The organism is Luteimonas padinae (genome assembly GCF_014652935.1).
Classification (GTDB): Bacteria; Pseudomonadota; Gammaproteobacteria; order Xanthomonadales; family Xanthomonadaceae; genus Luteimonas; species Luteimonas padinae.
Map to the genome: position 1 here is coordinate 120,570 of NZ_BMZT01000009.1, position 22,867 is coordinate 143,436.

23 protein-coding genes and 1 pseudogene are annotated in these 22,867 nt (G+C 71.6%); 17 read left to right on the forward strand and 7 right to left on the reverse strand.

From position 1 onward, the window contains the following. Window positions 1-16 precede the first annotated feature (16 nt). The 3 genes from sctD to IE168_RS11490 form a co-directional block, all read right to left on the reverse strand. A complete protein-coding gene (gene sctD / locus IE168_RS11480) occupies window positions 17-1,207 on the reverse strand; it encodes a type III secretion system inner membrane ring subunit SctD (RefSeq protein WP_189498353.1) in 1,191 nt (396 codons plus the stop codon). A gap of 59 nt (window positions 1,208-1,266) precedes the next feature. Next, window positions 1,267-3,306, reverse strand: a complete 2,040-nt coding sequence (gene sctV, locus IE168_RS11485) for a type III secretion system export apparatus subunit SctV (protein ID WP_189498355.1) — start codon at window positions 3,304-3,306, stop codon at window positions 1,267-1,269. Window positions 3,307-3,564: 258 nt separating this feature from the next. After that, window positions 3,565-3,954 carry a flagellar biosynthetic protein FliO gene (locus tag IE168_RS11490; protein WP_189498357.1) on the reverse strand — a complete coding sequence of 130 codons (390 nt, stop codon included), beginning with the start codon at window positions 3,952-3,954 and terminating at the stop codon, window positions 3,565-3,567. A 93-nt stretch (window positions 3,955-4,047) separates the two neighbouring features. Here IE168_RS11490 and IE168_RS11495 point away from each other — a divergent pair, with 93 nt between their 5' ends. The 6 genes from IE168_RS11495 (at window position 4,048) to sctT (ending at window position 9,020) form a co-directional block, all read left to right on the forward strand. Then, complete coding sequence (locus IE168_RS11495) at window positions 4,048-5,142, forward strand: sensor histidine kinase (RefSeq protein ID WP_189498358.1); 1,095 nt, start codon at window positions 4,048-4,050, stop codon at window positions 5,140-5,142. A gap of 3 nt (window positions 5,143-5,145) precedes the next feature. Beyond that, window positions 5,146-5,751, forward strand: coding sequence for a response regulator transcription factor (locus IE168_RS14750; RefSeq protein WP_189498360.1), 606 nt, complete (start codon window positions 5,146-5,148; stop codon window positions 5,749-5,751). 70 nt (window positions 5,752-5,821) lie between these two features. Beyond that, window positions 5,822-6,889 carry a type III secretion system cytoplasmic ring protein SctQ gene (sctQ, locus tag IE168_RS11505; RefSeq protein WP_189498362.1) on the forward strand — a complete coding sequence of 356 codons (1,068 nt, stop codon included), beginning with the start codon at window positions 5,822-5,824 and terminating at the stop codon, window positions 6,887-6,889. Between the two features lie 3 nt (window positions 6,890-6,892). Beyond that, the gene (locus IE168_RS14775; protein ID WP_343224899.1) at window positions 6,893-7,966 is read left to right on the forward strand and encodes an EscR/YscR/HrcR family type III secretion system export apparatus protein; all 1,074 of its coding nucleotides are present in this window, start codon (window positions 6,893-6,895) and stop codon (window positions 7,964-7,966) included. Window position 7,967: 1 nt separating this feature from the next. After that, on the forward strand, window positions 7,968-8,237 hold the full coding sequence (sctS, locus tag IE168_RS11520) for a type III secretion system export apparatus subunit SctS (RefSeq protein WP_229823451.1): 270 nt from the start codon (window positions 7,968-7,970) through the stop codon (window positions 8,235-8,237). 3 nt (window positions 8,238-8,240) lie between these two features. Next, window positions 8,241-9,020: a type III secretion system export apparatus subunit SctT gene (gene sctT / locus IE168_RS11525; protein WP_189498364.1), complete on the forward strand. Its 780-nt coding sequence runs from the start codon at window positions 8,241-8,243 to the stop codon at window positions 9,018-9,020. Here sctT and sctU read toward each other — a convergent pair whose 3' ends face one another. Then, window positions 9,021-10,085, reverse strand: coding sequence for a type III secretion system export apparatus subunit SctU (sctU, locus tag IE168_RS11530; protein ID WP_189498366.1), 1,065 nt, complete (start codon window positions 10,083-10,085; stop codon window positions 9,021-9,023). A 169-nt stretch (window positions 10,086-10,254) separates the two neighbouring features. On the opposite strand from sctU, the gene IE168_RS11535 reads away from it, so the two are divergent. From IE168_RS11535 to IE168_RS11555, 5 genes are all read left to right on the forward strand, one after another. Beyond that, a complete protein-coding gene (locus tag IE168_RS11535; protein ID WP_189498369.1) occupies window positions 10,255-10,572 on the forward strand; it encodes a hypothetical protein in 318 nt (105 codons plus the stop codon). Window positions 10,573-10,611: 39 nt separating this feature from the next. Beyond that, entirely contained in the window at window positions 10,612-11,289 is a 678-nt protein-coding gene (locus IE168_RS11540; RefSeq protein WP_189498371.1) for a hypothetical protein, read from the forward strand. Between the two features lie 74 nt (window positions 11,290-11,363). Continuing rightward, on the forward strand, window positions 11,364-12,305 hold the full coding sequence (locus tag IE168_RS11545; protein ID WP_189498373.1) for a hypothetical protein: 942 nt from the start codon (window positions 11,364-11,366) through the stop codon (window positions 12,303-12,305). A gap of 55 nt (window positions 12,306-12,360) precedes the next feature. Beyond that, complete coding sequence (gene plsB / locus IE168_RS11550; protein WP_189498375.1) at window positions 12,361-15,045, forward strand: glycerol-3-phosphate 1-O-acyltransferase PlsB; 2,685 nt, start codon at window positions 12,361-12,363, stop codon at window positions 15,043-15,045. Between the two features lie 233 nt (window positions 15,046-15,278). Then, window positions 15,279-15,869 (forward strand): hypothetical protein, encoded by a 591-nt coding sequence (locus IE168_RS11555; protein ID WP_189498377.1) that lies wholly within the window; start codon window positions 15,279-15,281, stop codon window positions 15,867-15,869. A 21-nt stretch (window positions 15,870-15,890) separates the two neighbouring features. On the opposite strand, the gene IE168_RS11560 is transcribed toward IE168_RS11555, so the two are convergent. After that, the gene (locus IE168_RS11560) at window positions 15,891-16,106 is read right to left on the reverse strand and encodes a YdcH family protein (protein ID WP_189498380.1); all 216 of its coding nucleotides are present in this window, start codon (window positions 16,104-16,106) and stop codon (window positions 15,891-15,893) included. Between the two features lie 80 nt (window positions 16,107-16,186). Between IE168_RS11560 and ttcA the strand changes: the two are divergent. The 4 genes and pseudogenes from ttcA to IE168_RS11580 form a co-directional block, all read left to right on the forward strand. Beyond that, a pseudogene (gene ttcA, locus IE168_RS11565) lies at window positions 16,187-17,068 on the forward strand (tRNA 2-thiocytidine(32) synthetase TtcA); the annotation flags it as partial. Between the two features lie 201 nt (window positions 17,069-17,269). Then, window positions 17,270-18,175, forward strand: coding sequence for a recombination-associated protein RdgC (locus tag IE168_RS11570; protein ID WP_189498384.1), 906 nt, complete (start codon window positions 17,270-17,272; stop codon window positions 18,173-18,175). Between the two features lie 67 nt (window positions 18,176-18,242). Continuing rightward, on the forward strand, window positions 18,243-19,046 hold the full coding sequence (locus IE168_RS11575) for a YgjP family zinc-dependent metalloprotease (RefSeq protein ID WP_189498386.1): 804 nt from the start codon (window positions 18,243-18,245) through the stop codon (window positions 19,044-19,046). Between the two features lie 55 nt (window positions 19,047-19,101). Next, window positions 19,102-19,596: a hypothetical protein gene (locus IE168_RS11580; protein ID WP_189498388.1), complete on the forward strand. Its 495-nt coding sequence runs from the start codon at window positions 19,102-19,104 to the stop codon at window positions 19,594-19,596. A 21-nt stretch (window positions 19,597-19,617) separates the two neighbouring features. Here the strand turns inward: IE168_RS11580 and IE168_RS11585 are convergent, their stop codons facing one another. Next, complete coding sequence (locus IE168_RS11585; protein ID WP_189498475.1) at window positions 19,618-20,463, reverse strand: alpha/beta fold hydrolase; 846 nt, start codon at window positions 20,461-20,463, stop codon at window positions 19,618-19,620. Continuing rightward, entirely contained in the window at window positions 20,460-21,425 is a 966-nt protein-coding gene (gene hemH, locus IE168_RS11590; RefSeq protein WP_189498390.1) for a ferrochelatase, read from the reverse strand. The genes IE168_RS11585 and hemH overlap by 4 nt, the downstream gene beginning before the upstream one ends. A 207-nt stretch (window positions 21,426-21,632) precedes the next feature. Between hemH and IE168_RS11595 the strand changes: the two genes are divergently transcribed. Both IE168_RS11595 and tatA read left to right on the forward strand, forming a co-directional pair. Next, entirely contained in the window at window positions 21,633-22,559 is a 927-nt protein-coding gene (locus IE168_RS11595) for a lipid-binding SYLF domain-containing protein (RefSeq protein ID WP_189498392.1), read from the forward strand. A gap of 79 nt (window positions 22,560-22,638) precedes the next feature. Beyond that, the gene (gene tatA / locus IE168_RS11600; protein WP_189498394.1) at window positions 22,639-22,863 is read left to right on the forward strand and encodes a Sec-independent protein translocase subunit TatA; all 225 of its coding nucleotides are present in this window, start codon (window positions 22,639-22,641) and stop codon (window positions 22,861-22,863) included. Window positions 22,864-22,867 lie beyond the last annotated feature (4 nt).

Genomic DNA, 22,867 nt, shown 5'->3' on the forward strand with positions numbered 1-22,867 from the left:
TCCCACGCGGTGCGTGCTACATCCGCAGCGGCGTGACGTCGCTGCGCACGTTCGAGAAATCCTTCGGCTCGTGCTCGTCCGCGCCCGCGGCCGGCGCGGGTTCGGGCTTCAGGCGCTCCAGGCTGCCGTCCGGACGCAGCGCGTGCGCCGCGCCCTCGGTGATCGACACCAGGGTGCCGATGCCCGGCAGTTCCGCGCCGACCTCGTAGCGGTCGCCCTTGCCCGACACCAGGTGCGGGTTGTCGCCGCGCACGATCGACGCGACGCGGATGCGCGCCGGCTTCGGCGGCGCGGCCGGTGCCTGCCGGCGCGCGGCGGCGGACGCGGACAGGTCGACCGGGATCACGCGGACAACGCCCTTGACCTCGCGCATCGCGCGCGAGAACGACGCGGCGCGCAGCGCGGCCTCGTCCTCGAAGGCACCGGTGACTTCGACGTCGCCGTTGCCCAGGTAGCGCGTGCGCGCGGTGATGCCCTGGCCACGCAGGATCTCGGCGACGTCGCCGGCGATGTCGTCGCCGGTGCGCAGCTCCAGTCGCGCGTCGATCTGCTCCTCGGCGATCCGGCGCGCGATGCGCTCGCGCGTGGCGGTATCGGCGACCGTGCCGGTCAGGACCAGCCGGCCCTGAGGATCCAGCGAGGCCCGGCCGTCGTCGATGCCGTATTCGGGCACCAGCTGCTGCAGCTGTGCGCGACCGTCGGGTGCCTCCTCTTTCTGCGGCATGACCGCGGCGAAGATCGCCAGCGAGGCCAGCGACAGCACCGCGATCGCGGCGATGGCCGGCAGCCGGCGGGTATAGGGCCGCGCGGCCCGCTCCGGCGCCGGGCGCGGGCCCAGGCCGCCGGGCACATGGCGCTCCCAGCCGGCATCGTCGGCGGCGCCGAAGGCGATCGCGGCCTCGCCGATGCCCACGCGCTGCACGCGGTCGAGCTCGACCGGATCGCCCGGATGGATCATCGCGGTGCCCACGTGCAGAGGCGCGTCCAGCGCGCGCAGCGAGAAGCGGCCGTCGAGGAAGCTCAGCAGGGCGTGGTGCGAGGCGACGCCGGCATCGGCCAGCACCATGTCGCAGTCCTCGCCGCTGCCGATCAGGATCATCTCGCCGCCGTCCAGCTCGCGCTCGGCGCCGGAATGCAGGCCCGACACGACGCGCAGCACGACGCCGCGGTCCATCCGTGCCTCCTCGTCTTCCCGGTCCTTGCCCATGCAACCCTCCGTTGATCGAATCCTGCGACTGCCTCGTTACCCTGCGGTGAAGCGCCCGTTCAGGCGTTCACCTGCCCGGCCTGCACGATGCGCAGGTCGGGCGCGAGCTCCTGGTACGACAGCACCGGCAGCTCGAAGAAATCGACTTCCATCAGCTTGCGCAGGTGCCTGCGCACATCCAGCGAACACAGCAGCACCGGCTTCACCCCGGGCGCCTGCCGCGCCAGGTGCGCGCGCACCTCGTTGCCGAGCCGCGCCGCCAGCTCCGGCGAGATCGCCAGCTGGCTCGCGCCCCCGGCCACGCGCACCGACTGCCGCAGCTTGTCCTCGAGCTCGGGATGGATCAGCAGCACGTGCAGCGTGCGCTCGGCATCGGCGTGGCGCTCGGCGATCTCGCGCTTGAGCGCGACGCGCACGTACTCGGTCAGCAGCACCACGTCCTTCTCGCGGCCACCGACGTCGGTGATCGCCTCGAACACGTCGCGCAGGTTGCGGATCGGCACGCCCTCCTCGGCGAGACGGCGCAGAACGTCGGCCACGCGCTGCGGCGCGACCACGCGCAGCATCTCCTTCACCAGGTCCGGGTAGTCGCGCTGCATGCGCGCGAACAGGTTGGCGGTTTCCTGAATGCCGATGAAGCCGCCGAGGCGGCGCTGCAGCGCGGTGCGCGCATGCAAGTCGAGGAGATCTTCCGGCGCGAGCGCATCCGCGGTGCCGGCGGCGACCCAGTCGCCCGCGAGGACCGGGAAGAAGCCGGCCTGGCGGTTGTCGGCCGTGGCCGTGGGCGCGCGCCGGAAGGCGGCGTCGGTCCGCAGCTGGCCGGATGCCAGTCGCGCGCCGAACGCGCTCAGGCGGTAGCCGCCCTCGCCCAGGCCTTCGACCAGGCGCAGCTTCGGCGCCGGCACCGGCACGCCGAACTCGTCGCGCATGCCCTGCGCCACGGCGGAGACGCGCGACAGCAGCACGTCCTGGATCGGCGCCAGCGACGGCGACAGGTCGAGCTGCAGCGGCGCCGGCGGCGCGAGGTCGTCGACCTGTTCGGCCACTTCGGACTGGGCGACCTCGCCCTCCGGCACGCGGAAGGCGCGACGCAGGACCTGGTAGCCGTGGCGGTAGCGCCACGCGCTCATGCCCAGCAGCGCCAGGCCCAGGACCAGGAACACCGGCTTCGGGAAGCCGGGCACCAGCGTCATCAGCAGCGCTAGCAGCCCGGTGATCAGCATCACCCGCGGCTGGCCGCTGATCTGGCGGCCGATGGCCGCGCCCAGGTGCTTGTCGTCGACCTCGCTCGTGGTGCGCGTGACCACCAGGCCGGCGGCGATGGTGGCGAGGATGGCCGGGATCTGCGAGACCAGGCCGTCGCCGATGGTCAGGATGCTGTAGGTGCGGGTGGCGTCGGCCAGCGCCATGTCGCGCTGGAGGACGCCGATGGCGAGGCCGCCGAGCAGGTTGATGATGATGATGACGATGCCGGCGATGGCGTCGCCCTTGACGAACTTCATCGCGCCGTCGAGGGCGCCGTGCAGCTGGCTCTCGGTCTCGAGGTGGCGGCGCTTGCGCTTGGCCTCGTCCTTGTCGATCAGCCCCGAGCGCAGGTCGGAGTCGATCGACAGCTGTTTGCCGGGCATGGCGTCGAGGGTGAAGCGCGCCGAGACCTCGGCCACGCGTTCGGCGCCCTTGGCGATGACGATGAACTGCACCACGGTGATGATCAGGAACACCACCAGGCCGACGACGAGGTTGCCACCGGCGACCATGTTGCCGAAGGTCTCGACGATGTGGCCGCCCTCGGCGTCGAGCAGGATCGAGCGCGTGATCGCGATCGACAGCGCGAGCCGGAACAGCGTGGTGAGCAGCAGCACGCTGGGGAAGCTCGAGAACGCCACCGGCGACGGGATGTAGATGCCCAGCAGCAGCAGGCCGAAGCCGATGGAGATGTTCACCGCCACCAGCGCGTCGATCACCACCAGCGGCAGCGGCAGGATCATCACGCTGATGATCAGCACCGCCGCGACGGCGAGCACGATGTCGCTGTAGCCCAGGCCTGCGCGCTTGCCGTTGGCGGGTGCCGCGAAGAGGTTGTCGATCAGCGCGCGCATGCCTGCATCCCCTTCATGCGGCACGCCGCGGGCGTGGCGTGGCCACTCCCGTTTGCGTGCTCTGCCATGTGATTCGCCTGCCGCATTGATCGCTGACCCCATGCGTCACTTTGTGGCAAATTACGATAGTCTCGTTGCAAGGGCAATCGCGGTAAATTCTGGTCGGGCGTTTCCGGTTCGCACTTCAGGGACAGGGCCAAACGCCTGTAATGGCAGGGAAATTTTGCGGCAACAATTAAATGTGACGACGTTCGCTCTTTATGAGGCCTCGACCTCGGGTTTCCCCGTAGTGACAAGGTCGTCGGCATCAAGGTCGGTGACGAAATTGACGCTCTGGGCACCGACGCCGATGGTGAATACGCGTCCCGAGCGCGACTTCACCAGCACGAGGCGTTCACGCGGACCCAGCGGAAGGATCTGGAGGATCGACAGCGGTGCGTCGGTGCCGGTCAGCTTGTAGCGCCGCCGTACCAGGCGCAGGACGACCAGCAGCCCGGCAATGATGAAAGCCAGGGGCAGCAGGATCGCCAGCAGCTCCCCGGCGACGGACGAGGTCGCCGGAGCTTCGGAGACGGCTTCGGCCGACATGGCAGTGCCACTTGCGAGGGACAGGATGGCGGTGATGGCAGTCAGGGTTTGCTTCGACATGTGGGGACGTTCCGGCCTCGGGGATCGCGCGGAGGGCGCGCGCGCAGCCTACCGCAGCCGCCTGTGCCGCCGTTGCGCGACGGAACCCGCTGCATGACGCCGGCCAGGGGCACCGCAAGCCGCACGCAGGCGGCCCGGGATGGCGATGGGATGGTGGCGTCGATGCTCGAGGCGATCCCGTTCCCCTGCGCCGCATTCACCCGTGGCGATGGCGGCCTGGTCGCCGCCAACCGCAGCTATCGCGATGCCTTCGGCGGCCTCGAAGGACACGACCACCGCGCCCGCCTGCTGGCGTCGCTCAGCGGCGTCGACGGCGATTCCACGGAGTCGTCCCACGAGGTCAACGCGCCGCACAGCAACCGCTGGTACGCGCTGCACTGGGGCATCGCCGAGGTCGCCGGCGCGACGCTGGACATGCTGACGGCGGTCGACATCAGCGCCCGCATCGAGGCCCTGGACTCGCACAAGAGCCAGCAGGAGAAGTTGCTGTTCACCTCGCGGCTGATGTCGGTCGGCGAGATGGCCGCGACGCTCGCGCACGAGCTCAACCAGCCGCTGGCGGCGATCGTGAACTATCTCAACGGCAGCCTGCGCCTGGTCGACCAGGCCGGCGGGCCGGTGCAGGTCGAGCGCGCCCTGGTCGCCGCGCGCACCCAGGCCGAGCACGCCGCCGCGGTGATCTCGCGGGTGCGCGAGTTCGTCCGCGCGCGCGAACCGCGCCGGGACGCGCATGACGTGGCCCAGATCACCGGAACCGTGGTCGAGCTGCTGCGGCTGGAGGCCGAGCGCCTGCAGTTGCGCATCGAACTGGCGCTCGCCGCGGACCTGCCGCCCGTGCATGCCGACCGGGTGATGGTGGAGCAGGTGCTGCTCAACCTGGTGAAGAACGCGATCGAAGCGATGCGCGAGGTGCCCGCGGCGCAGCGCGGCCTGCGCATCGAGGGCCGGGTCAACCTCGATGGCGAAGTCGAAGTGCGCGTCTGCGACCGCGGCGAGGGGCTGAGCGAGGAGCAGGGGCGACAGCTGTTCTCGCCCTTCTTCACGACGAAGAGCGACGGACTCGGCATCGGCCTGGCGATCTGCCGCTCGATCATCGAATACCACGAGGGGCGGCTGTTCTTCGAGCCGCGCGAGGGAGGCGGGAGCGTGTTCGGCTTCACCCTCCCGCCCGCGGACGGGAGGGGATAGGGCATGACGGTGACACGCGTCTACCTGGTGGACGACAACGACGGCTTCCGCGACTCGACCGCATGGCTGCTCGAGACCGCCGGCTTCGAGGTCGAGAGCTTCGCCTCCGGCGCGGCCTTCCTCGAGGCCTACGCCGGCAACCGCCACGGCGATGCCAGCGAATGCCTGGTGTCGGACATCCGCATGCCGGAGATGAGCGGGCTGCAGCTGCAGGACGAGCTCGGCCGGCGCGGCATCCAGCTTCCCCTGGTGTTCGTGACCGCGCACGGCGACGTGCCGCTGGCGGTGGAGGCGATGCGCAAGGGCGCGTCCAACTTCCTCGAGAAGCCGTTCTCGGAGCAGGCGCTGGTCGACGCGCTGCGCACCGCGCTGGCCAATGCGCGCAATCGCGGCAGCGGTGGCGGCATGGCCAACGAACTTCTGGCGAAGCTGAGTCCGCGCGAGCGCCAGGTGCTCGACCTGGTGGTCGCGAGCAAACCGAACAAGATCATCGCCGACATCCTCGGCATCAGCATCAAGACCGTCGAACTGCACAGGGCGAACATGATGGGCAAGCTGGGCGTGCGCTCCCTCCCGGAGCTGATGAAGGTGGCGCTTGGCCACGGCTGAGCGCGGCGCGCGCCAGGCGAAGACGCGGCGGACGCGCGGTCCCGCCGCGCCCCTGCCGGAACCGCCGCCCGTGCGTCCGCTGCGCGGGCTGCTGCCCGCGGTCGATGCGCCCGGCTGCGAGGCGCTGCGCGGATTCTTCTCGGCGCCGCGCTGGTGGCTGCTGGGCGACGGCGCTGCGGTGCAGGTCCGGCCCGCAACGGCCCCCGCCGCCGCGTTCGCGATCGATGCCGAAGGCGCGCGGCTGCGCCTGCACGTCGACGGTCCGGCGACCTCGGGCGACGACGCGGCCCGGCTGCGCTGGAGCGACCATGCCGGCCGCTCGCGCATCCTGGCCTGGAGCCTGGCCCACGAATCCACGCTGCGGCGCTTGAGCGAATGGCTGGGGGTGTCGCTGCTGCCGTCGCTGGATGGCGGTGGCGACGGCGACGACAACGCCGCGGACACGACCACGCTGTGGCTGGAAGTCCGCATCGACGAACCGCCCCGCGATGACGGCGACGACGCGGATGCCGGCGACGCCCTGCCGCCCACGCTCGCGCGCCTGTGCCTGCCCCTGGCCTGGCTGCCGGCGCTGGCGGCGCGCGCCGAGCCGCCGCACGAGGACGACCCCGCACCGTCCGCGGGGCGCTGGCGGGCACTCCAGACCACCGTGCACGTGCTGTTCCCGGTCACGCTGGCCATGCGCGACTGGCGCGCGCTGCGCGAGGGCGACGTGATCATCGCCGGCCACCGCTCGCAGCCGCCCGCCTGCGTGGCCCGCGCCAGCGGCCGCGACTGGCCGCTGGCGCCCGCGCCCGGCGGCTGGACCGTGCGCAGCCACTCCATCCCCGCTCCAGTCCACCACGAGGAATCCCCGATGACCCAGCAGGAACACGACGGCGACGTGCCGGCCGAGGCGCCATCCGCGCCGTCCCCCGACCCCGCGCGCAGCCTGCCGGTCCAGGTGGAGTTCGAACTCGGCCGCACCGAGATGAGCATCGGCGAGCTCGCCGACCTGCAGCCGGGCTACGTGTTCCCGCTCGCGACGCCGCTGGAAGGCGCCAGCGTCACCATCCGTGCCAACGGCCGCATCGCCGGCCGCGGCGAACTGGTCGCCGTGGGCGAGACGCTGGGCGTGCGCCTGCTGTCCTGGAGCTGAGGCATGGACTTCACCACCTTCTCGCCGGCGGTCGTCCTCGTCACCGTCGTCTTCATCGCGCTGGCGCCGTTCGTCGCGGTGATGGTGACCTCGTTCACCAAGATCGTGGTGGTGCTGAGCCTGCTGCGCAACGCGCTGGGCCTGCAGCAGGTGCCGCCGAACGTGGTCATCAACGGCCTGGCGATCGTGCTGTCGGCGTATGTGATGTCGCCGGTGCTGCTGGAAACCCACGCCGCGGTGAGCGCCTACATGGCCGGCGAGCCGCCGCCGGCGCAGATCCAGGCGCAGATCGAGCAGCGTGCGATCGCGCGCGCCGAGCGCCAGGCCGCGCGCCGCGCGCAGGCGCCGCAGGCCGCTGGCGAAGCCGATCCCGCGCCCACACCCGCGGACGACGCGGACCTGGATCCGCCGCCGGCCAGCCCCGCCGCCGCCGATGCCCTGCGTGCCGAAGCCGAAGCCACGACGCGCGGCACCGGTACGCCCGCGGCCGGTCCGGAGGCGGTCGAGCCTGCCGACACCGGCTTCGTCCGCGCCCCGCAGTTCGCGAACGTCGACAACGGCCAGGCACCGCCCGAAGACGCCGGCATCGCCGATGCCGCCGCGGACGACGAGGGCCCGGTGGTGATCACCGCGACAGGCGCGCCGCGTCCGCCGACCCCCGCCGCCGGCGCGCCGATGGACGCCGCGCGCATGCTCGGCATCTTCGAGGCCAGCAAGGAGCCGCTGCGCAGCTTCCTGATCCGCCACTCCAACGACCAGGAGCGCGCCTTCTTCCTGAAGAGCGCGCAGCGCCTGCTGCCCGCCGACCGCCGCGACGACCTCGACGTCGACGATTTCATCGTGGTGATCCCGGCGTTCACCGTCAGCGAGCTCACCACCGCCTTCCAGATCGGCTTCCTGATCTTCCTGCCGTTCCTGATCATCGACCTGGTGGTGGCCAACATCCTGCTGGCGCTGGGCATGATGATGCTCTCGCCGACCACGATCTCGCTGCCGTTCAAGCTGCTGCTGTTCGTGCTGGTCGACGGCTGGGCGAAGCTGGTCCACGGCCTCGTGCTGACGTACGCGGGCGGCTGACGTGAACGAGGTCCTCGAGCTCACCAAGGAAGCGCTGTACCTGGTCATGCTGCTGTCGGGCCCGCCGATCGGCGCCGCGGCGCTGGTGGGCCTGGTGATCGCCTTCCTGCAGGCCGCCACCCAGCTGCAGGAGCAGACCTTCGCCTACGCCTGCAAGTTCGTCGCGATCGTGCTGATGCTGTTCCTGACCGCGGCCCTGATCGGCGGCTCGCTGTACGGCTACACCGAACGCATCTTCCGCGACTTCCCGGGCCTCGTGGTCCGGAACTGACCGGTGTTCGAGCTCCTCGGCAATCCGCTGCTGGCGCTGGCGCTGGTGCTGCCGCGCGTCATCGGCGCCTTCCTGATGCTACCGCTGATGACGCAGCAGACGGTGCCGCCGATGGTGCGCAACAGCTTCATGGTGAGCCTCGGGATCATGGTCCTGCCCGCGGCCCTGGCAGGCACGCCGATGGACAACCTGGGCACGATCGAGTGGCCGATGATCATCCTCAAGGAGGTCTTCATCGGGGTCTCGATCGGCTTCACCTTCGGCATCGTGTTCTGGGCGGTGTCAGCGGTCGGCGGCGTGATGGATACCCAGGTCGGCATGTCGATGGCGCAGATCTTCGATCCCATCCAGGGCCACCAGGTGACCCTGCACGGCGAGTTCCTGTCGCAGCTGGCGACCTGGCTGTTCATGGCCAGTGGCGCCTTCCTCGTGTTCATGGACATCCTGATGTCCAGCTACGCGCTGTGGCCGGTGACGTCCTACTTCCCGGACCTGCCCGCGGTGGGCATGAACCTGTTCGTCGGCCAGTTCAATTTCATGATGACCACGGTGCTGGTGATGGCCGCGCCGGTGATGGTGGTGCTGCTGATCATCGACCTGTCGTTCGGCCTGGTGAACCGCTACGCGCCGCAGCTGAACGTGTTCGCGCTGACGCTGCCGATCAAGGCCTGGCTGGCCACGGCGATGATCCTGATGCTGCTCGGCGTGTACGTGGAGATCCTGCTCGAGCGCCTCGGCAGCAACCGCTATCTGCTGGGCCTGCTGCACCAGGCGCTGGGCTGATCAACCGTCCTCGCCGCGGCGGATGCCCTCGGCCCAGAACAGCACTTCGGCCACCGCATCGAAGAACTCGCTGCCGATGTAGTCGTCGACCTCGACCTTCTCGTGCAGGCCGCGGGCGAGCGGGATGTTCTGCAGCACCGGCACGCCGGCCTCCTCGGCGACGCGCTTGATCTCCTCGGCCTCCGCGCCCTCGCCCTTGGCCACGACCACGGGTAGGTCGGTGACGCCGTCCTCGAACTGCAGCGCGACGGCGATGTGGGTTGGGTTGGTCACCACGACGTTGGATCCCCTCACGGCATTGAGCATGTTCTGCTGCGACCACTCCTGGTGCAGCTGCTTGCGCCGCTGCTTCACGTAGGGGTCGCCCTCGTTTTCCTTGACCTCCTGTTTGATGTCGCGGCGGCTCATGCGCAGCTGCTTCAGGTAGGAGAACTTCTGGTACCACGCGTCCAGCACCGACACGAAGAAGAACACGCCGATGGTCCAGATGCCGATGCGCAGCAGGCCGTGCCAGATCGCCGTGCCCATCGCCTCGGGCGGCGCGGACGGCAGCGCCATCAGGCTGAAGCGCATGCCGTACAGCACCACCCCGCCGATGAAGATCAGCGCCACGCTCTTGAAGAACGCCTTCACCAGTTCGACCAGGTTGTCCATCGAGAACATCTTCTTGATGCCCTCGACGGGATTGAGCTTGGACGCATCCGGCGTGAGCTTCTTCATGCTCGCCACCGGGCCGACTTGCAGGAACTCGACCACCACGCCCAGGAACAGCGCCAGCAGCAGCAGCGGCACGGTCATCGCGACCAGGGTGTCGAAGGCCAGGCGGCCAAGCACCGGCGCGGCTTCGGCGAAGGGCGTGCCGATGGCGTCGAAACTCGCGTTGAACAGCGCCTCCAGCCGGCCCCACATGAAGCCGAGCATCATCCAGCCGCCGACCAGCCAGCCGAGCACCAGCACGGTGCTGGTGAGCTCCTTGCTCTTGCTGACGTTGGCGTCCTTGCGCGCGTCGCGGAGCTTCTTGGCGGTCGGTTGCTCGGTCTTGTCGGCGCCCTGGTCCTTCGCCATCGCATCCTTCCGGGTGTTCGCGCGGGCACGCTAGCATGCGCATGCGCAGCGGTCATGGCCACTGCCGCCTGAACGGATGGCGGCCACTAGGGTCGGCCCGAGGTGGCATGCGGCGGCCACGGCGATACAGTCGCTCCATCGCCCGCAATCCCCCCGACAGCCGCGCAGCATGAGCACCATCGGACCCGACTCCCACCTCAGCCTCGCCTCCGGTCTCCACCGGATCGACGGACAACTGGACGACCTGCGTCGCCAGCAGGGTGGCGATGCGCACGAGGTCCAGGGCGTCCATCACGCGGCGGACGCCGAGGCGGCACCCGCCGCGCTCGCCGACGCCGGTGAGCGGGTGCTCGCGGCACCGGCCTGGGACACCGCCGGCGCCCGCATGCTGGCCGGCGACCTCGGCCTGGAAGGGCGCCTGTCCGCGCTGCCGCTCGCCCAGGCTGCGGAAAGCGCCGTCGACGCCGTCCTCGACGCATTCAGCTGACGCCCACCGGCCTCGTCCAGCCGCGATAATGCCGCGGCCATGACCGAACCGCTGCCCACCCCCGACGCCCTGCGCACCGCCGCCGACCGGCTGGTATCGGCGCTCTCCGCGCATTCCGATCCCGAGTACCGCCTCGCCGTGCTCAAGCGCCTGGTGCGCCGCCTCGGCGAAGAGCAGTACCCGCTGTTCCTGCGCATCGTCGGCGTCGTGGCCGAGAGCGACGACGAGCGCGCGCAGCGCCTGCTGGCCGACACCTTCGGCACCGCGCTGCGGCGCATGGACCTGCCCGGCGGCGCGCTCAGCTCCTGGGGTGCCACCGGCCTCCCCGAGCACGGCGCCCCGGTGGCGGCCAGCGCGCTGTCGGGGCATTTCTTCGGCGCCACGCCGCGGCGCATGCTGGGTCCGGTGGAATACCTGGTGGTCTGGCACCTGCAGCGGACCCAGCGCACGGCACTCTCCGTGGAAGGATTCCAGGCCAGCCTGGCGCGGATGATCACGATGCTCAACCGCAGCGAGGATGCCCGGCGGCTGTACCCGCAGAAGCTGGCCGCCGATGCCCAGAACGAACTCGAGGGCGCCTATACACGTGCGACCCGCGAACGTCTGGCCGCGATCGCCGCCGCCTGGGCCGCGGGCGAGTCGCCAGAGCGCGTGGCCGCCGCCGCGGCCGATGCGCCGGCCACGACCGCGCACGACTGGGTCCTCCGCGACCTGTGACCGCCTTGGCTTGCCGCGGGCCGGCGCCGGCGGCCAAGATGCCCCCTGCCTCCCGGGGAGGGGATGCGATGCCGATGCCACCAACCCTGCGGTCGCTGCTGGCCGCCGCGGCGCTGGCGGGCCTGCTCGCGGCCTGCCGCCCGGTCCCGCCGGCGCCCGACGCCCCGCCGCGGAATGATCTCGGCCGGCCCGCGCTCGCGGTGCAGGCGCTGACCGGGCACATGCGCCGCGGCGACTTCGCCGCCTTCGCCCGCGACGCCGTGCCGCCGTCGCTCCATGCCCGCCTCGACGCCGCCTGGCGGGCCGGCCGGACACGCTGGCCGATGGACGAACTGGCCTTTTCCGACCGCCTGCCCGAGGTCATGACGGCCCTGGCGGCCCCCGACGCCGAGACCGCGCTGGTGGCCGCCTTCGATCGCCAGTTCGCCAACGCCGACCGCGAGATCCGCGCGGCTTCCGCCACCCTGGGCCTGTTCGGCGTCCAGTACGTGGAGCACCAGGGCGACTTCAGCGAGGGCGAGCGCGACCACTACGCGCAGCTGGTGACCGCCGTGGCGCAGTGGGCCTCGAAGGCGCCGCTGGGCGACCCCGCGCTGGCCCACGCCGCCATTCCCCGGCTGGCCGCCGCCGCCCGCGCCGCGGGCCCGACCAGCGCCGAAGGCATCGCCGCGGCCGGCATGGACGCGTCTCTGCAGCGCCTGGGCGCGTTCTCGCTCGAAGCCCGGGCGGTGCTGGCCGGCTACGGCCTCGACCTCGACGCCGCGCTCGACGGGGCCGAGGCCAGCCTGCAGGTCCAGCAGGGCGACCGCGCCACGGTGCGCCTGCGCTACACGCTGGCCGGCAGCGCCATCGACACCGTGCTCGACATGGAGCGCATCGACGGCCGCTGGTACCTGTCCGACTACCTGCGCCACGCCCGCGAGGCCGTCGGGGAAGCGCCCGGCGGCGAGCCGGAGGGGCCGGCCGCGCCCGATCCGGCCGCCACCGCCCCGCCGCAGCCGGTGGCCGCGCCCTGAGCGCCGCCCGGTGGCGGCGCATGGCAGCGGCACCCCGTTGGGCATAATGCCGACGATGCCCAGCCAGCCCTCCCTGTTCGAACACCGCGCCGCGGGCGCTGCCGACACCGGCCCCGACGGCGGTGACCCGTCCTCGCCGGACCTGGAATCCACGGTCCCGGGCGGCGGTCCGCACCGTCCCCGCCCACGGGCCCGCCGCTCCGCGCCGTGGTGGGCGCGCCTGCTCGGCCGCGTGCTGTCGCCCTGGATCGATCTCAGCATCGAGCCGCAGGCGCCCGGCAGCGACATCGACGAACGCCCGGTCTGCTACGTGCTCGAGGACTACGGCCTCTCCAACGCCCTGATCCTCGACCGCGCCTGCCGCGAGGCCGGGCTGCCGTCGCCGCTGGTGCCGCTGGCGGGCGATCCGCTCGGCCGCCGCCGCGCCTACGTCGCGCTGTCGCGCCGCAATGCCGGCAGCGCCCTGGCCCTGGCCACCCAGATCGCCACCCAGCGCAGGCCGGAGAAGAAGAAGAAGAGCCATTCCGATTCGCTGGCGCGCCTGCTCGAGGCCCACCGCGGCGATCCCGCGCTGGACATGCAGCTGGTGCCGGTGTCGATCTTCGTCGGCCGCGCGCCGGACAAGAACAGCGGCTGGTTCTCGGTGCTGTTCTCCGAGAACTGGGCCCTGGTCGGGCGCTTCCGCCGGCTGCTGGCGATCATGCTCAACGGCCGCGACACCCTGGTGCGCTTCGCGCCGCCGGTGGCGGTGCGCGACATCGTGGCCGAAGGCCTGGAGCCCGAGCGCGAGGTGCGCAAGCTCTCGCGCCTGCTGCGCACCCACTTCAACCGCATCCGCGCCGCGGTCATCGGCCCCGACCTGTCGACGCGCCGGCTGCTGGTGGACAAGGTGCTGTCGTCGACGCCCGTGCGCGAGGCCATCGCCGACCAGGCGCGGCGCGAAGGCGGCGACGCGGCGAAGGCCCAGGCCGAAGCCTGGAAGAAGGCGCACGGCTACGCCTACGAGATCGCCGCCGACTACTCGCACCCGGTGGTGCGCTCGGCCAGCTTCCTGCTGACCACGGTCTGGAACCGCATCTTCCGCGGCGTGCTGGTGCACCACCTCGACCAGCTCAAGGCGGTCGCGCCCGGCAACGAAGTGGTCTACGTGCCCTGCCACCGCAGCCACATGGACTACCTGCTGCTGAGCTACCTGCTGTACACGCGCGGCATCGTGCCGCCGCACATCGCCGCCGGCATCAACCTCAACCTGCCGGTGATCGGCACCATCCTGCGCAAGGGCGGCGCCTTCTTCATCCGCCGCAGCTTCCGCGGCAACGCGCTGTACTCGGCGGTGTTCACCGAGTACGTCGCGCAGCTGGTGGCCGGCGGCTATTCGATCGAGTACTTCATCGAGGGCGGGCGCTCGCGCACCGGCCGCCTGCTGCAGCCCAAGGGCGGCATGGTGGCGATGACCGTGCGCGGCTTCCTGCGCCAGCCCACGCGCCCGGTGCTGTTCCAGCCGGTCTACATCGGCTACGAGAAGCTGATGGAGGGCGGCAGCTACCTCGACGAACTCAGCGGCAAGCCCAAGGAGAAGGAGTCGATCTGGGCGCTGCTGTGGGGCATCCCCAAGGTGCTGCGGCAGAACTACGGCCAGGTGGTGGTGAACTTCGGCGAGCCGATCGCGCTGTCCGACATGCTGGCCGAACACGCCAGTGAATGGGACGGCAAGCCGCTGTCGGACGAGGACAAGCCCGCGTGGCTGTCGACCACCGTCGACGCCACCGCGCAGCGCATCCAGGAGCGCGTCAACAGCGCCGCCGACGTCAACCCGATCAACCTGCTGGCGATGGCGCTGCTGTCCACGCCCAAGCACGCCATGGGCGAGGCCGACCTGACCGCGCAGATCCTGCTGTCGAAGAAGCTGCTGGCCGAGGTGCCCTACAGCGCGCTGGTGACGGTGACCCCGCACTCGCCGGCGCAGATCATCGCCCACGGCGAGGAGATCGGCGTGCTCCACCGCGTGGCACATCCGCTGGGCGACGTGCTGCGCGTCGACGGCGACACCGCGGTACTGCTGTCGTATTTCCGCAACAACGTCGTGCACCTGTTCACGGCCTCGGCGTGGATCGCCTGCTGCTTCCTGCACAACCGGCGGATGTCGCGCGACACCCTGCTGCGCATCGGGCGCACGATGTACCCGTTCCTGCAGGGCGAACTGTTCCTGCCCTGGGACGAGGACGGCTTCGCCGCGCGCATCGACGCCACCATCGAGCTCTTCATCCGCGAGGGCCTGCTCGAGCAGGTCAGCGTCGACGACGGCGGCATCCTGGCCCGCCATGCCGGCCAGTCGGACGAGGTCTTCCGCCTGCGCGCGATCGGCCATCCGCTGCAGCAGGCCTTCGAGCGCTACTACATCGCGATCTCGGTGCTGGCCAAGAACGGCAGCGGCACGCTCGGCGCCGGCGAGCTGGAAGGCCTGTGCCAGCTGGCGGCGCAGCGCCTGAGCCTGCTGTACGCGCCGGCGGCGCCGGAGTTCTTCGACAAGGCCCTGTTCCGCGGCTTCATCCAGAAGCTGCGCGAGATGGGCCTGGTGAAGCTCGACCAGAACAGCAAGCTCGCCTTCGACGAGCGCCTGGCCGGATTCGCGCGCGACGCCAAGATCATCCTCGGCCGCGAGCTGCGGCACACGATCGAGAAGATCAGCCCCGAGGCGGCGCGGGAAAGAGAGAACCCGGGCTCGCCACCAGGGGGCTGACACACCTGTATCAACGCGGTCCTCATCGGCCAGCCGCCACCCCCGGAGGCCGGCAATCCGGTCAGCGCCGGGATGACACGGATATCGGACCACCGGCCATGACGCATGGGCGCCGGCCTGCAGCACAATGCCGCGGCGCCGCGGGGGGACAGGGCGCCCAGGGAAAGGTGCAGGGCGCCTCCTGCGAACCGAACGTCCGCGGCGGGTCCGGCCGCGATCCCAAGGAGCATCCGATGCGCTTCCACCACGCCGTCCTGGCGCTCGCCGCCATGGCCATCAACGCCGCCGCCCCGGCCGACGCCCTGGCCCGCGGCAAGGCCACGGCCCAGCCCGACGGCTACCTGTGCTGCAACATGCGCGCGATCGACAACGAGATCTACGACATCAACTACGAGGACGACGGCGCGCGCGTGATCGCCTTCGGCACGCCGCTGGTGCTGACCGGGCAGGGCGCGCGCAAGCTCCGCTTCCAGGTCGACGGCCAGCGCTACGTGCTCGAGAACCACTACAGTCGCGACCTCTCCGAAGCCGCGTTCGTGTCCCGCTACGTGATGGCCGAGGATCCGCGCGTGGCGGCGGCAGGCTTCCCGGAGAAGATCCGCACGGCCATCGCCGCCGGCAAGGTCACCGCGGGCATGAGCCGCGAACAGGTGCGGATGTCGCTGGGCTGGCCGGTGAGCAGCGAAAACCCCGATCTCGAGGCCCCGGTGTGGCGCTACTGGCTGGGCAGCTTCGACGAGTTCCAGGTCGAGTTCGGCGACGACGGCCTGGTGACCGACGTCCTCGCCAGCGCGCTGGACCGCCGCAAGCTCTGGCTGCCCTGAGGAAGGCGCGACGAGCCGGCCTCAGGCCGGCTCGTCCGGGATCAGCGCCGACTCCAGGCGCTCGATGCAGTCCTTCAGCTGGAGCTTGCGCTTCTTCAGGCGCTTGACCATCAGCTCGTCGGCGCCCGTGTCGCACTGCAGCCGCGCGACCGCGGCGTCGAGGTCGCGGTGTTCGGTCCTGAGCTCCTGCAGCCGTGCGGACAGCCGGGCCTGCTCTGCCGGGTCGGAGGTGTGCATGCCGCGAGGGTACACGCTGCGTGTGCGGTTCGCGCCGGGGGCGCACGGGGCGGAGTGGAGCCGGCTAAAATGCACGTCTGATGAGCATCGTCCTGCCCCTCGCCGAACCCGCGCCCCGCGCCCGCCGCGCCGCCCACGAGGCCCAGCGCCTGGGCAAGCGCCTGCGCCACCAGGTCGGTCGCGCCATCGCCGACTTCGGCATGATCGAAGACGGCGACAAGGTGATGGTGTGCCTGTCCGGCGGCAAGGACAGCTACACGATGCTCGACGTCCTGCTGCAGCTGCAGAAGAAGGCGCCGGTGTCGTTCTCGATCACCGCGGTGAACCTCGACCAGAAGCAACCGGGCTTCCCGGAGCACGTGCTTCCGGACTACCTGCGTTCGCTGGGCGTGGACTTCCACATCATCGAGCAGGACACCTACTCGGTGGTCTCGCGCGTGGTGCCCGAGGGCAAGACCATGTGCTCGCTGTGTTCGCGCCTGCGCCGCGGCGCCCTGTACACGTACGCCGCCGAGCACGGCTACACCCGCATCGCGCTCGGCCACCATCGCGACGACATGGTCGCGACCTTCTTCCTCAACCTGTTCTTCCACGCGAAGCTGAGCGGCATGCCGCCGAAGCTGCTCTCCGATGATGGAAAGCACGTGGTGATCCGCCCGCTGGCCTATGTGCGCGAGGACGACATCGCCGCCTACGCGGAGGCGAAGGCCTTCCCGATCATCCCCTGCAACCTCTGCGGCTCGCAGGAGAACCTGCAGCGCAAGCAGGTGCAGAAGATGATGCGCGAATGGGAGCGCGAGACGCCCGGGCGCATCGACCAGATCGCGCGCGCGCTGGGTGACATCCGGCCCTCGCAGCTGGCCGATCCGAAGCTGTTCGATTTCCTCGGGCTCGGCCACCGCGAATCCGCGGCCGTCGCCGACGCCCACGGCTGGCTGGCCGGCGAGCCCCACGACGCGGCGCACGCTGTCCCGCTGCACGCCGGCACCCGGCCCGCCGACGCCGCGCACTCCGACCCGTCGCAGGTCCCAACGCGCCCTGGCGACGCCGCCTGATGCGCCAGCCCCGCAGTCCCCGACCCGCCCGCGCGGGCCGACCGCGCGTCGGCGGCGCAGCGGTGCGCCCATGCTGACTCCCCCTCCCCATCACGGCATCCATTCCGCATGTTCTTCCGCAACCTGACCCTGTTCCGCTTCCCCGTTTCGCTCGACCTCGAAGGCCTCGAGGAGGCCCTGGCGACGCATCCGCTCAAGCCGGTCGGGCCGCTCGAGCTGTCCTCGCGCGGCTTCGTGCCCGCGCTGGGCCGCGACGCCGAAGCGTTCTCGCACCGCGTCGGCGATGCCGCCTGGGTGGCGGTGGGCGGCGAGGACCGGCTGCTGCCGGCCGCCGTGGTCAACGACATGCTCGCGCGCAAGCTCGACGAGGCCGAGGAGCGCGAAGGCCGCCGCCCCGGCGGCCGCGCGCGCAAGCGCATGAAGGACGAGCTGGTGCACGAGCTGCTGCCGCGCGCCTTCGTCCGCCCCTCGCGCACCGACGCCCTGCTCGATCTCAAGCACGGCCTGTGCATCGTCGACACCTCCTCGCGCAAGAGCGCCGAGGCCGTGGTCTCCGCGCTGCGCCAGGCGCTGGGCAGCTTCCCGGCGCTGCCGGCCAACGCCGAAGTCGCGCCGCGCAGCGTACTCACCGGCTGGATCGCCGGCGAACCCCTGCCCGACGGCCTGTCGCTGGGCGAGGAGTGCGAACTCAAGGACGGCAACGACACCGGCGCGGTGGTGAAGTGCCAGCGCCAGGACCTGGGCAGCGACGAGATCAGCCACCACCTCGACGCCGGCAAGCAGGTCACGAAGCTGGCGCTGGTGCTCGACGACCATGTCTCCTTCGTGCTCGGCGAGGATCTCGTGATCCGCAAGCTGAAGTTCCTCGATGGCGCGGTCGATCAGCTGGAAGGCAACGACCGGGACGACATCCGCGCCGAACTCGACGCGCGCTTCGTGCTGATGTCGGCCGAGATTCGCCGCCTGTTCGAGATCCTGGAGCCGGCGCTGAAGCTCTCGCGCGTGGATGCCTGAACAAGACGGGCCCAAGGCAACGCGCACGGATGCGCATCGCCCGCGGCCACGCCGGTAGAATCGCACCATGTCGTCCCTGCTCCGCCTGCTGCTCACGAAGTCCGATGCACCGGGCACCCGCAACGTCCAGCGCGACACCGTCGCGCTCGCGATGGACGATGGCACCGAAGTCGAGGTGGTGCGCGTGCGCGATCCGCGTGCGCGCCGCCTGCGGCTGTCGGTGGACGAGCGCGGCGCGCGCCTGACGCTGCCGCCGCGCGCGAGCGCAGTGTCGGGCACGCGCTTCCTCGAACAGCATCGCGACTGGCTGGCCGCGCAGCTGCGCGCGCACGCCATCGACGACCTGGTCGCGCCGCTCGAGCGCGGCGTGACGCCCGCGCTGCCGCTGCGCGGGACGATGCTGCCGCTGCGCTGGGAGCCGGGCCGCTATGCCTGCGTGGCGCACGAAGGCGATGGCCTGGTGTTCCGCCACACGGGCCGCGGCGGCGACGCCGCGCTCCGCCGCGCACTGCGCGACTTCTACGAGGGCGAGGCGCGCGCCGACATCGGCGGCTGGCTGCCGCGCTACCTGCCCGCGCTGCCGCGCGCGCCGGCGCGCATCCGGCTGAAGGCGATGTCGTCGCAGTGGGGCTCGCTGGCGCCCGACGGCACCCTCGCGCTCGACCTGTCGCTGGTGCTGGGCCGGCCCTCGGCCTTCGAGTACGTGCTGGTGCACGAGCTCTGCCACCTGGTCCACGCCGACCATTCACCCGCGTTCTGGGCCGAGGTCGAGGCCCGCTTCCCCGAGTGGCGGGCCGAGCGCGACTGGTTCCGGATCCACGGCCGCCGGATCAAGGCGATGCTCAGGCTGCTGTCCGGTCCCTCGGCCTGAGGGCGTTCTACCGGTCAGGCACACCGCCACCGGGCCCGACGCCATGCGCCATCCCATGCCTCTGCTGCTGCTCGCCGCCCTTGGAGTGCTGGCCGCATCCGGCTGCCACCGCGCCGCGGACGCCGCCACCGAAGCCGCCATCGAGCGCGCCAGCGGCCAGCAGGTGGACATCGACCGCGATGGCGGCCGCATGCGCATCACCACCGGCGATGGCGAAGCCCTCATCACCGCCGGCGCCGGCGTGGCCCTGCCCGCGGACTTCCCGGACGATCTGTTCCTGCCGTCCAGCTACGGCGTCACCAGCGTGATGGACGTCGGCGATGCGCGCCTGGTGAGCCTGGAGTCCGACGGCGCGGTGGCGTCGATGTTCGAGGACGCGCGCGCGGCGATGGCCGGCAAGGGGTGGTCGCAGATGCTGGCGATGCAGCAGGCCGACAGCGCGATGCTCGGGTTCAGCCAGGGCGGGCGCGAAGCGACCTACACCTTCACCCGGCACGCGGACGGCCCCGTGCTGCTCGGCATCCAGCTGCGTGGCGATCCGCGCCAGTAGGACACGCGATACCGGCCGCGCTCAGCCGCGCAGGAATCCCGCGATCACGGCGGCAACCTCGCCGGGCTGCTCCATGTGCAGGTGGTGGCCGCCCGCCAGCACCACCAGGTCTCCCGCCGGCAGCAGCGCGGCGCGTGCACGGCGCACCGGATCGGGCAGGTAGGGCTGCGCGGGATCGGCGAACACGATCTTCGCCGGGCAGGTGATCCCCGCCACCAGGTCCTCGATCTGCGCCTCGGTCATGCGCACCATGGTCGGCAGGGTCAGGCGCGGGTCGCTGCTCCAGCGCCAGCCGCCCTCCACCGCGTCGGTGCCGCGCTCGACCAGCAGCCGCGCGACGTCCGCGGCCAGGCCGTTGGCCTGCATGCGCGCGCGCACCGCGAGCTCGAGGTCGGGGAACACGCGCAGGCGCTTGCCGGGCAGCGCGCGGGTGGCGGCGACCGCCTCGCGCAGGCGCTCGACGGTGCGACCGGGCACCTCCGCCAGCGCGCCGAGCGCCTCGATCGCCACCAGCCGCTCCACGCGCTCAGGACAGGCCGCGGTGACCAGGCTGGCGATGCCCGCGCCCATCGAATGGCCGAGCAGGGTGAAGCGCTCCCAGCCCAGGGCGTCGGCGATGTCCAGCACGGTGTGCACGGCGCCCGCGAAGGAATAGTCCATGCCGCGCGGCAGGTGGTCGCTGCGGCCGTGGCCGGGCAGGTCCGGCACCACAAGGTCGAGGCCCGGCAGGTGCGGCGCCAGCGGCACGAAGCTGGCGGCGTTGTCGAGCCAGCCGTGCAGCGCCAGCACCCGGGGCGCACCCTCGGTGCCGGCGCGCAGGCCGCGCACCGTGCCGCCCGGCAGCGCGAGTTCGAAGCCGCGCGTCAGCGCCACGCGTCGAACCCGCGCTGCGCCAGCCCGGCGAGCGCGCGCGCATGTGCCGGATCGTCGTTGAGGCAGGGGATGTACGACAGCGTTTCGCCGCCGGCCTCGCGGAAGAAGGTGGCGTTCTGCATCGCGATTTCCTCCAGCGTCTCCAGGCAGTCGGCCGAGAAGCCGGGGCAGACCACGTCGATGCGCTTGACGCCCTCGCCCGGCAGCGCGCGCACGGTGGCATCGGTGGCCGGCGACAGCCACTTGCCGCCGCCGAAGCGCGACTGGAAGGTCAGCTGCCAGTCGCCCTCGCCCAGGCCCAGTTCGGCGGTGATCGCGCGCGCGCTGGCATGGCACTGGCGTTCGTAGGGATCGCCCTGGTCGACCACGCGCTGCGGGATGCCGTGGAAGGAGAACAGCAGCCGGTCGCCGCGGCCCTGCGCCTGCCAGTGGCGGCGGATGGAGTCGGCGACCGCACGCACCCAGTCCGGATCGACGTGGTAGTCCTCGACCATCCGCGCGGCCGGCAGCTCGCGCGCGATGACGTCGGCCACCGAGGCGGTGGTGGTGGTCGAGTACTGCGGATAGAGCGGCAGCACCAGCACGCGGGCGCCCTCCGCGCGCAGCTCGCGCAGGCGGCGGGTGAGCGCGGGCTCGCCGTAGCGCATCGCGTGCTCCACGTGCACGCCGGGCAGCAGCGGCCGCACCGCGTCGGCCAGCCGGCGCGTGTGCACCTCCAGCGGCGAGCCGCCGTCCATCCAGATCGCGGCGTAGTTGTGCGCGACCCGGCGCGAGCGCAGCGGCAGCACCACCAGGCGCAGCAGCGGCAGCCAGAACAGCCGCGGCAGCTGCACCACGCGCGGGTCGGCGAGGAACTCGCCGAGGTAGCGCGACACCGCTTCCGGCGTCGGCGCCGAGGGCGTGCCGAGATTGACCAGCAGCAGGACGTCGCGTGGCGTGGGCGTGGTGTCGGTCATTGGACAGGGCTGGCGTTGGCGAGCGGAGTTGGCGAGCGAAGCACGCAAGTGTACGGACGCCGCCGCCACCGCGCCCGCCGGCCGGGGGAACGCAGAGGCTCATCGCCGATTCATCGCGCCGCGCCTAGCCTCGGGGCGGCGCAGCGCGGTCGACAGCGCGCGCCGCGCCGCGCATCCTCCCAAGCAACCATCCGTCCGGAGTCCCCGATGACCGCCAAGCGCCACCTGCTCCGCCTGCCCGTCCTCGCCACCGCGCTGTGCATCGCGCTGGCCGCCGCGCCCGCCGTCGCCGGCCCCGACGAGGACGCGCGCGCGCTCAACGCGGTGCGCGTGCTCAACGACATCCAGGCGATCCCGGAGTCCGCGATCCCCGAGAAGCTGTTCGACGAGGGCCGCGCGATCGTGGTCGTGCCCGACACCATCAAGGCCGGCCTGGTGATCGGCGGCCGCCGCGGCCACGGCCTGATGTCGGTGAAGAACCCCGACGGCACCTGGTCCAACCCCAGCTTCGTCAAGCTCACCGGCGGCAGCATCGGCTTCCAGGCCGGCGTGCAGTCGTCCGACGTGGTGCTGGTGTTCCGCAGCGACCGCGGGCTGGAGTCGATCGTCAACGGCAAGTTCACCCTTGGTGCCGACGCCGCGGTCGCGGCGGGCCCGGTCGGCCGCAACGCCTCCACCGCCACCGACGGCGAGCTCAAGGCCGAGATCTGGTCGTGGTCGCGCGCGCGCGGCCTGTTCGCGGGCATCGCGCTCGACGGCGCGGTGCTGTCGATCGACGACGCGGCCAACGAGGCCGTCTACGGCCGCGACACCACGCCGAGGATGATCTTCGAAGGCCGCGCCGGCGGCCAGCCGTCGGCGGCGGTGGTCGAGTTCCGCGACGGCCTGGAGGAAGCCACCGCCTTGGCCCGCGCCAACCGCGGCACCGAGGGCGGCGCTGCGCGCACCCATGCCACGGCCGTCGCGGCGCCGGCGGCTCCCCAGTCGCCGATGGTCGAAACCGCGCCGATCGGGGCAAGCACCGCACCCGCGCAGGCGCCCAGCGCCTTCGAGCCGGTCGATGCCTCGCCGGTCACCTCCGAGCCGCTGCCGGCCGACGACCTGCCGGCGCCGCTGCCGGATCCGATCGACTGAGCGATCCCGCCGTCGCCCGCGGCCGCACCGCGGGCAACTTGGTATCCTGAGCCCCCGAACACATCCAGGACTCGCGGCAATGGGCAGCTTCAGCATCTGGCATTGGATCATCGTCCTGGTGGTCGTGCTGCTGATCTTCGGCACCAAGCGCCTGCGCGGCGCCGGCCGCGACCTCGGCGAGGCGGTCAAGGGCTTCAAGAAGGGCATGGCCGACGAGGACGACAGGCCGGCCGGCCAGCTCGGCGACCAGACCCGCGAGGGCGAGCGCAAGGCCGAGCGCGACAGCGACTCCGTCCAGCGCTGATCCC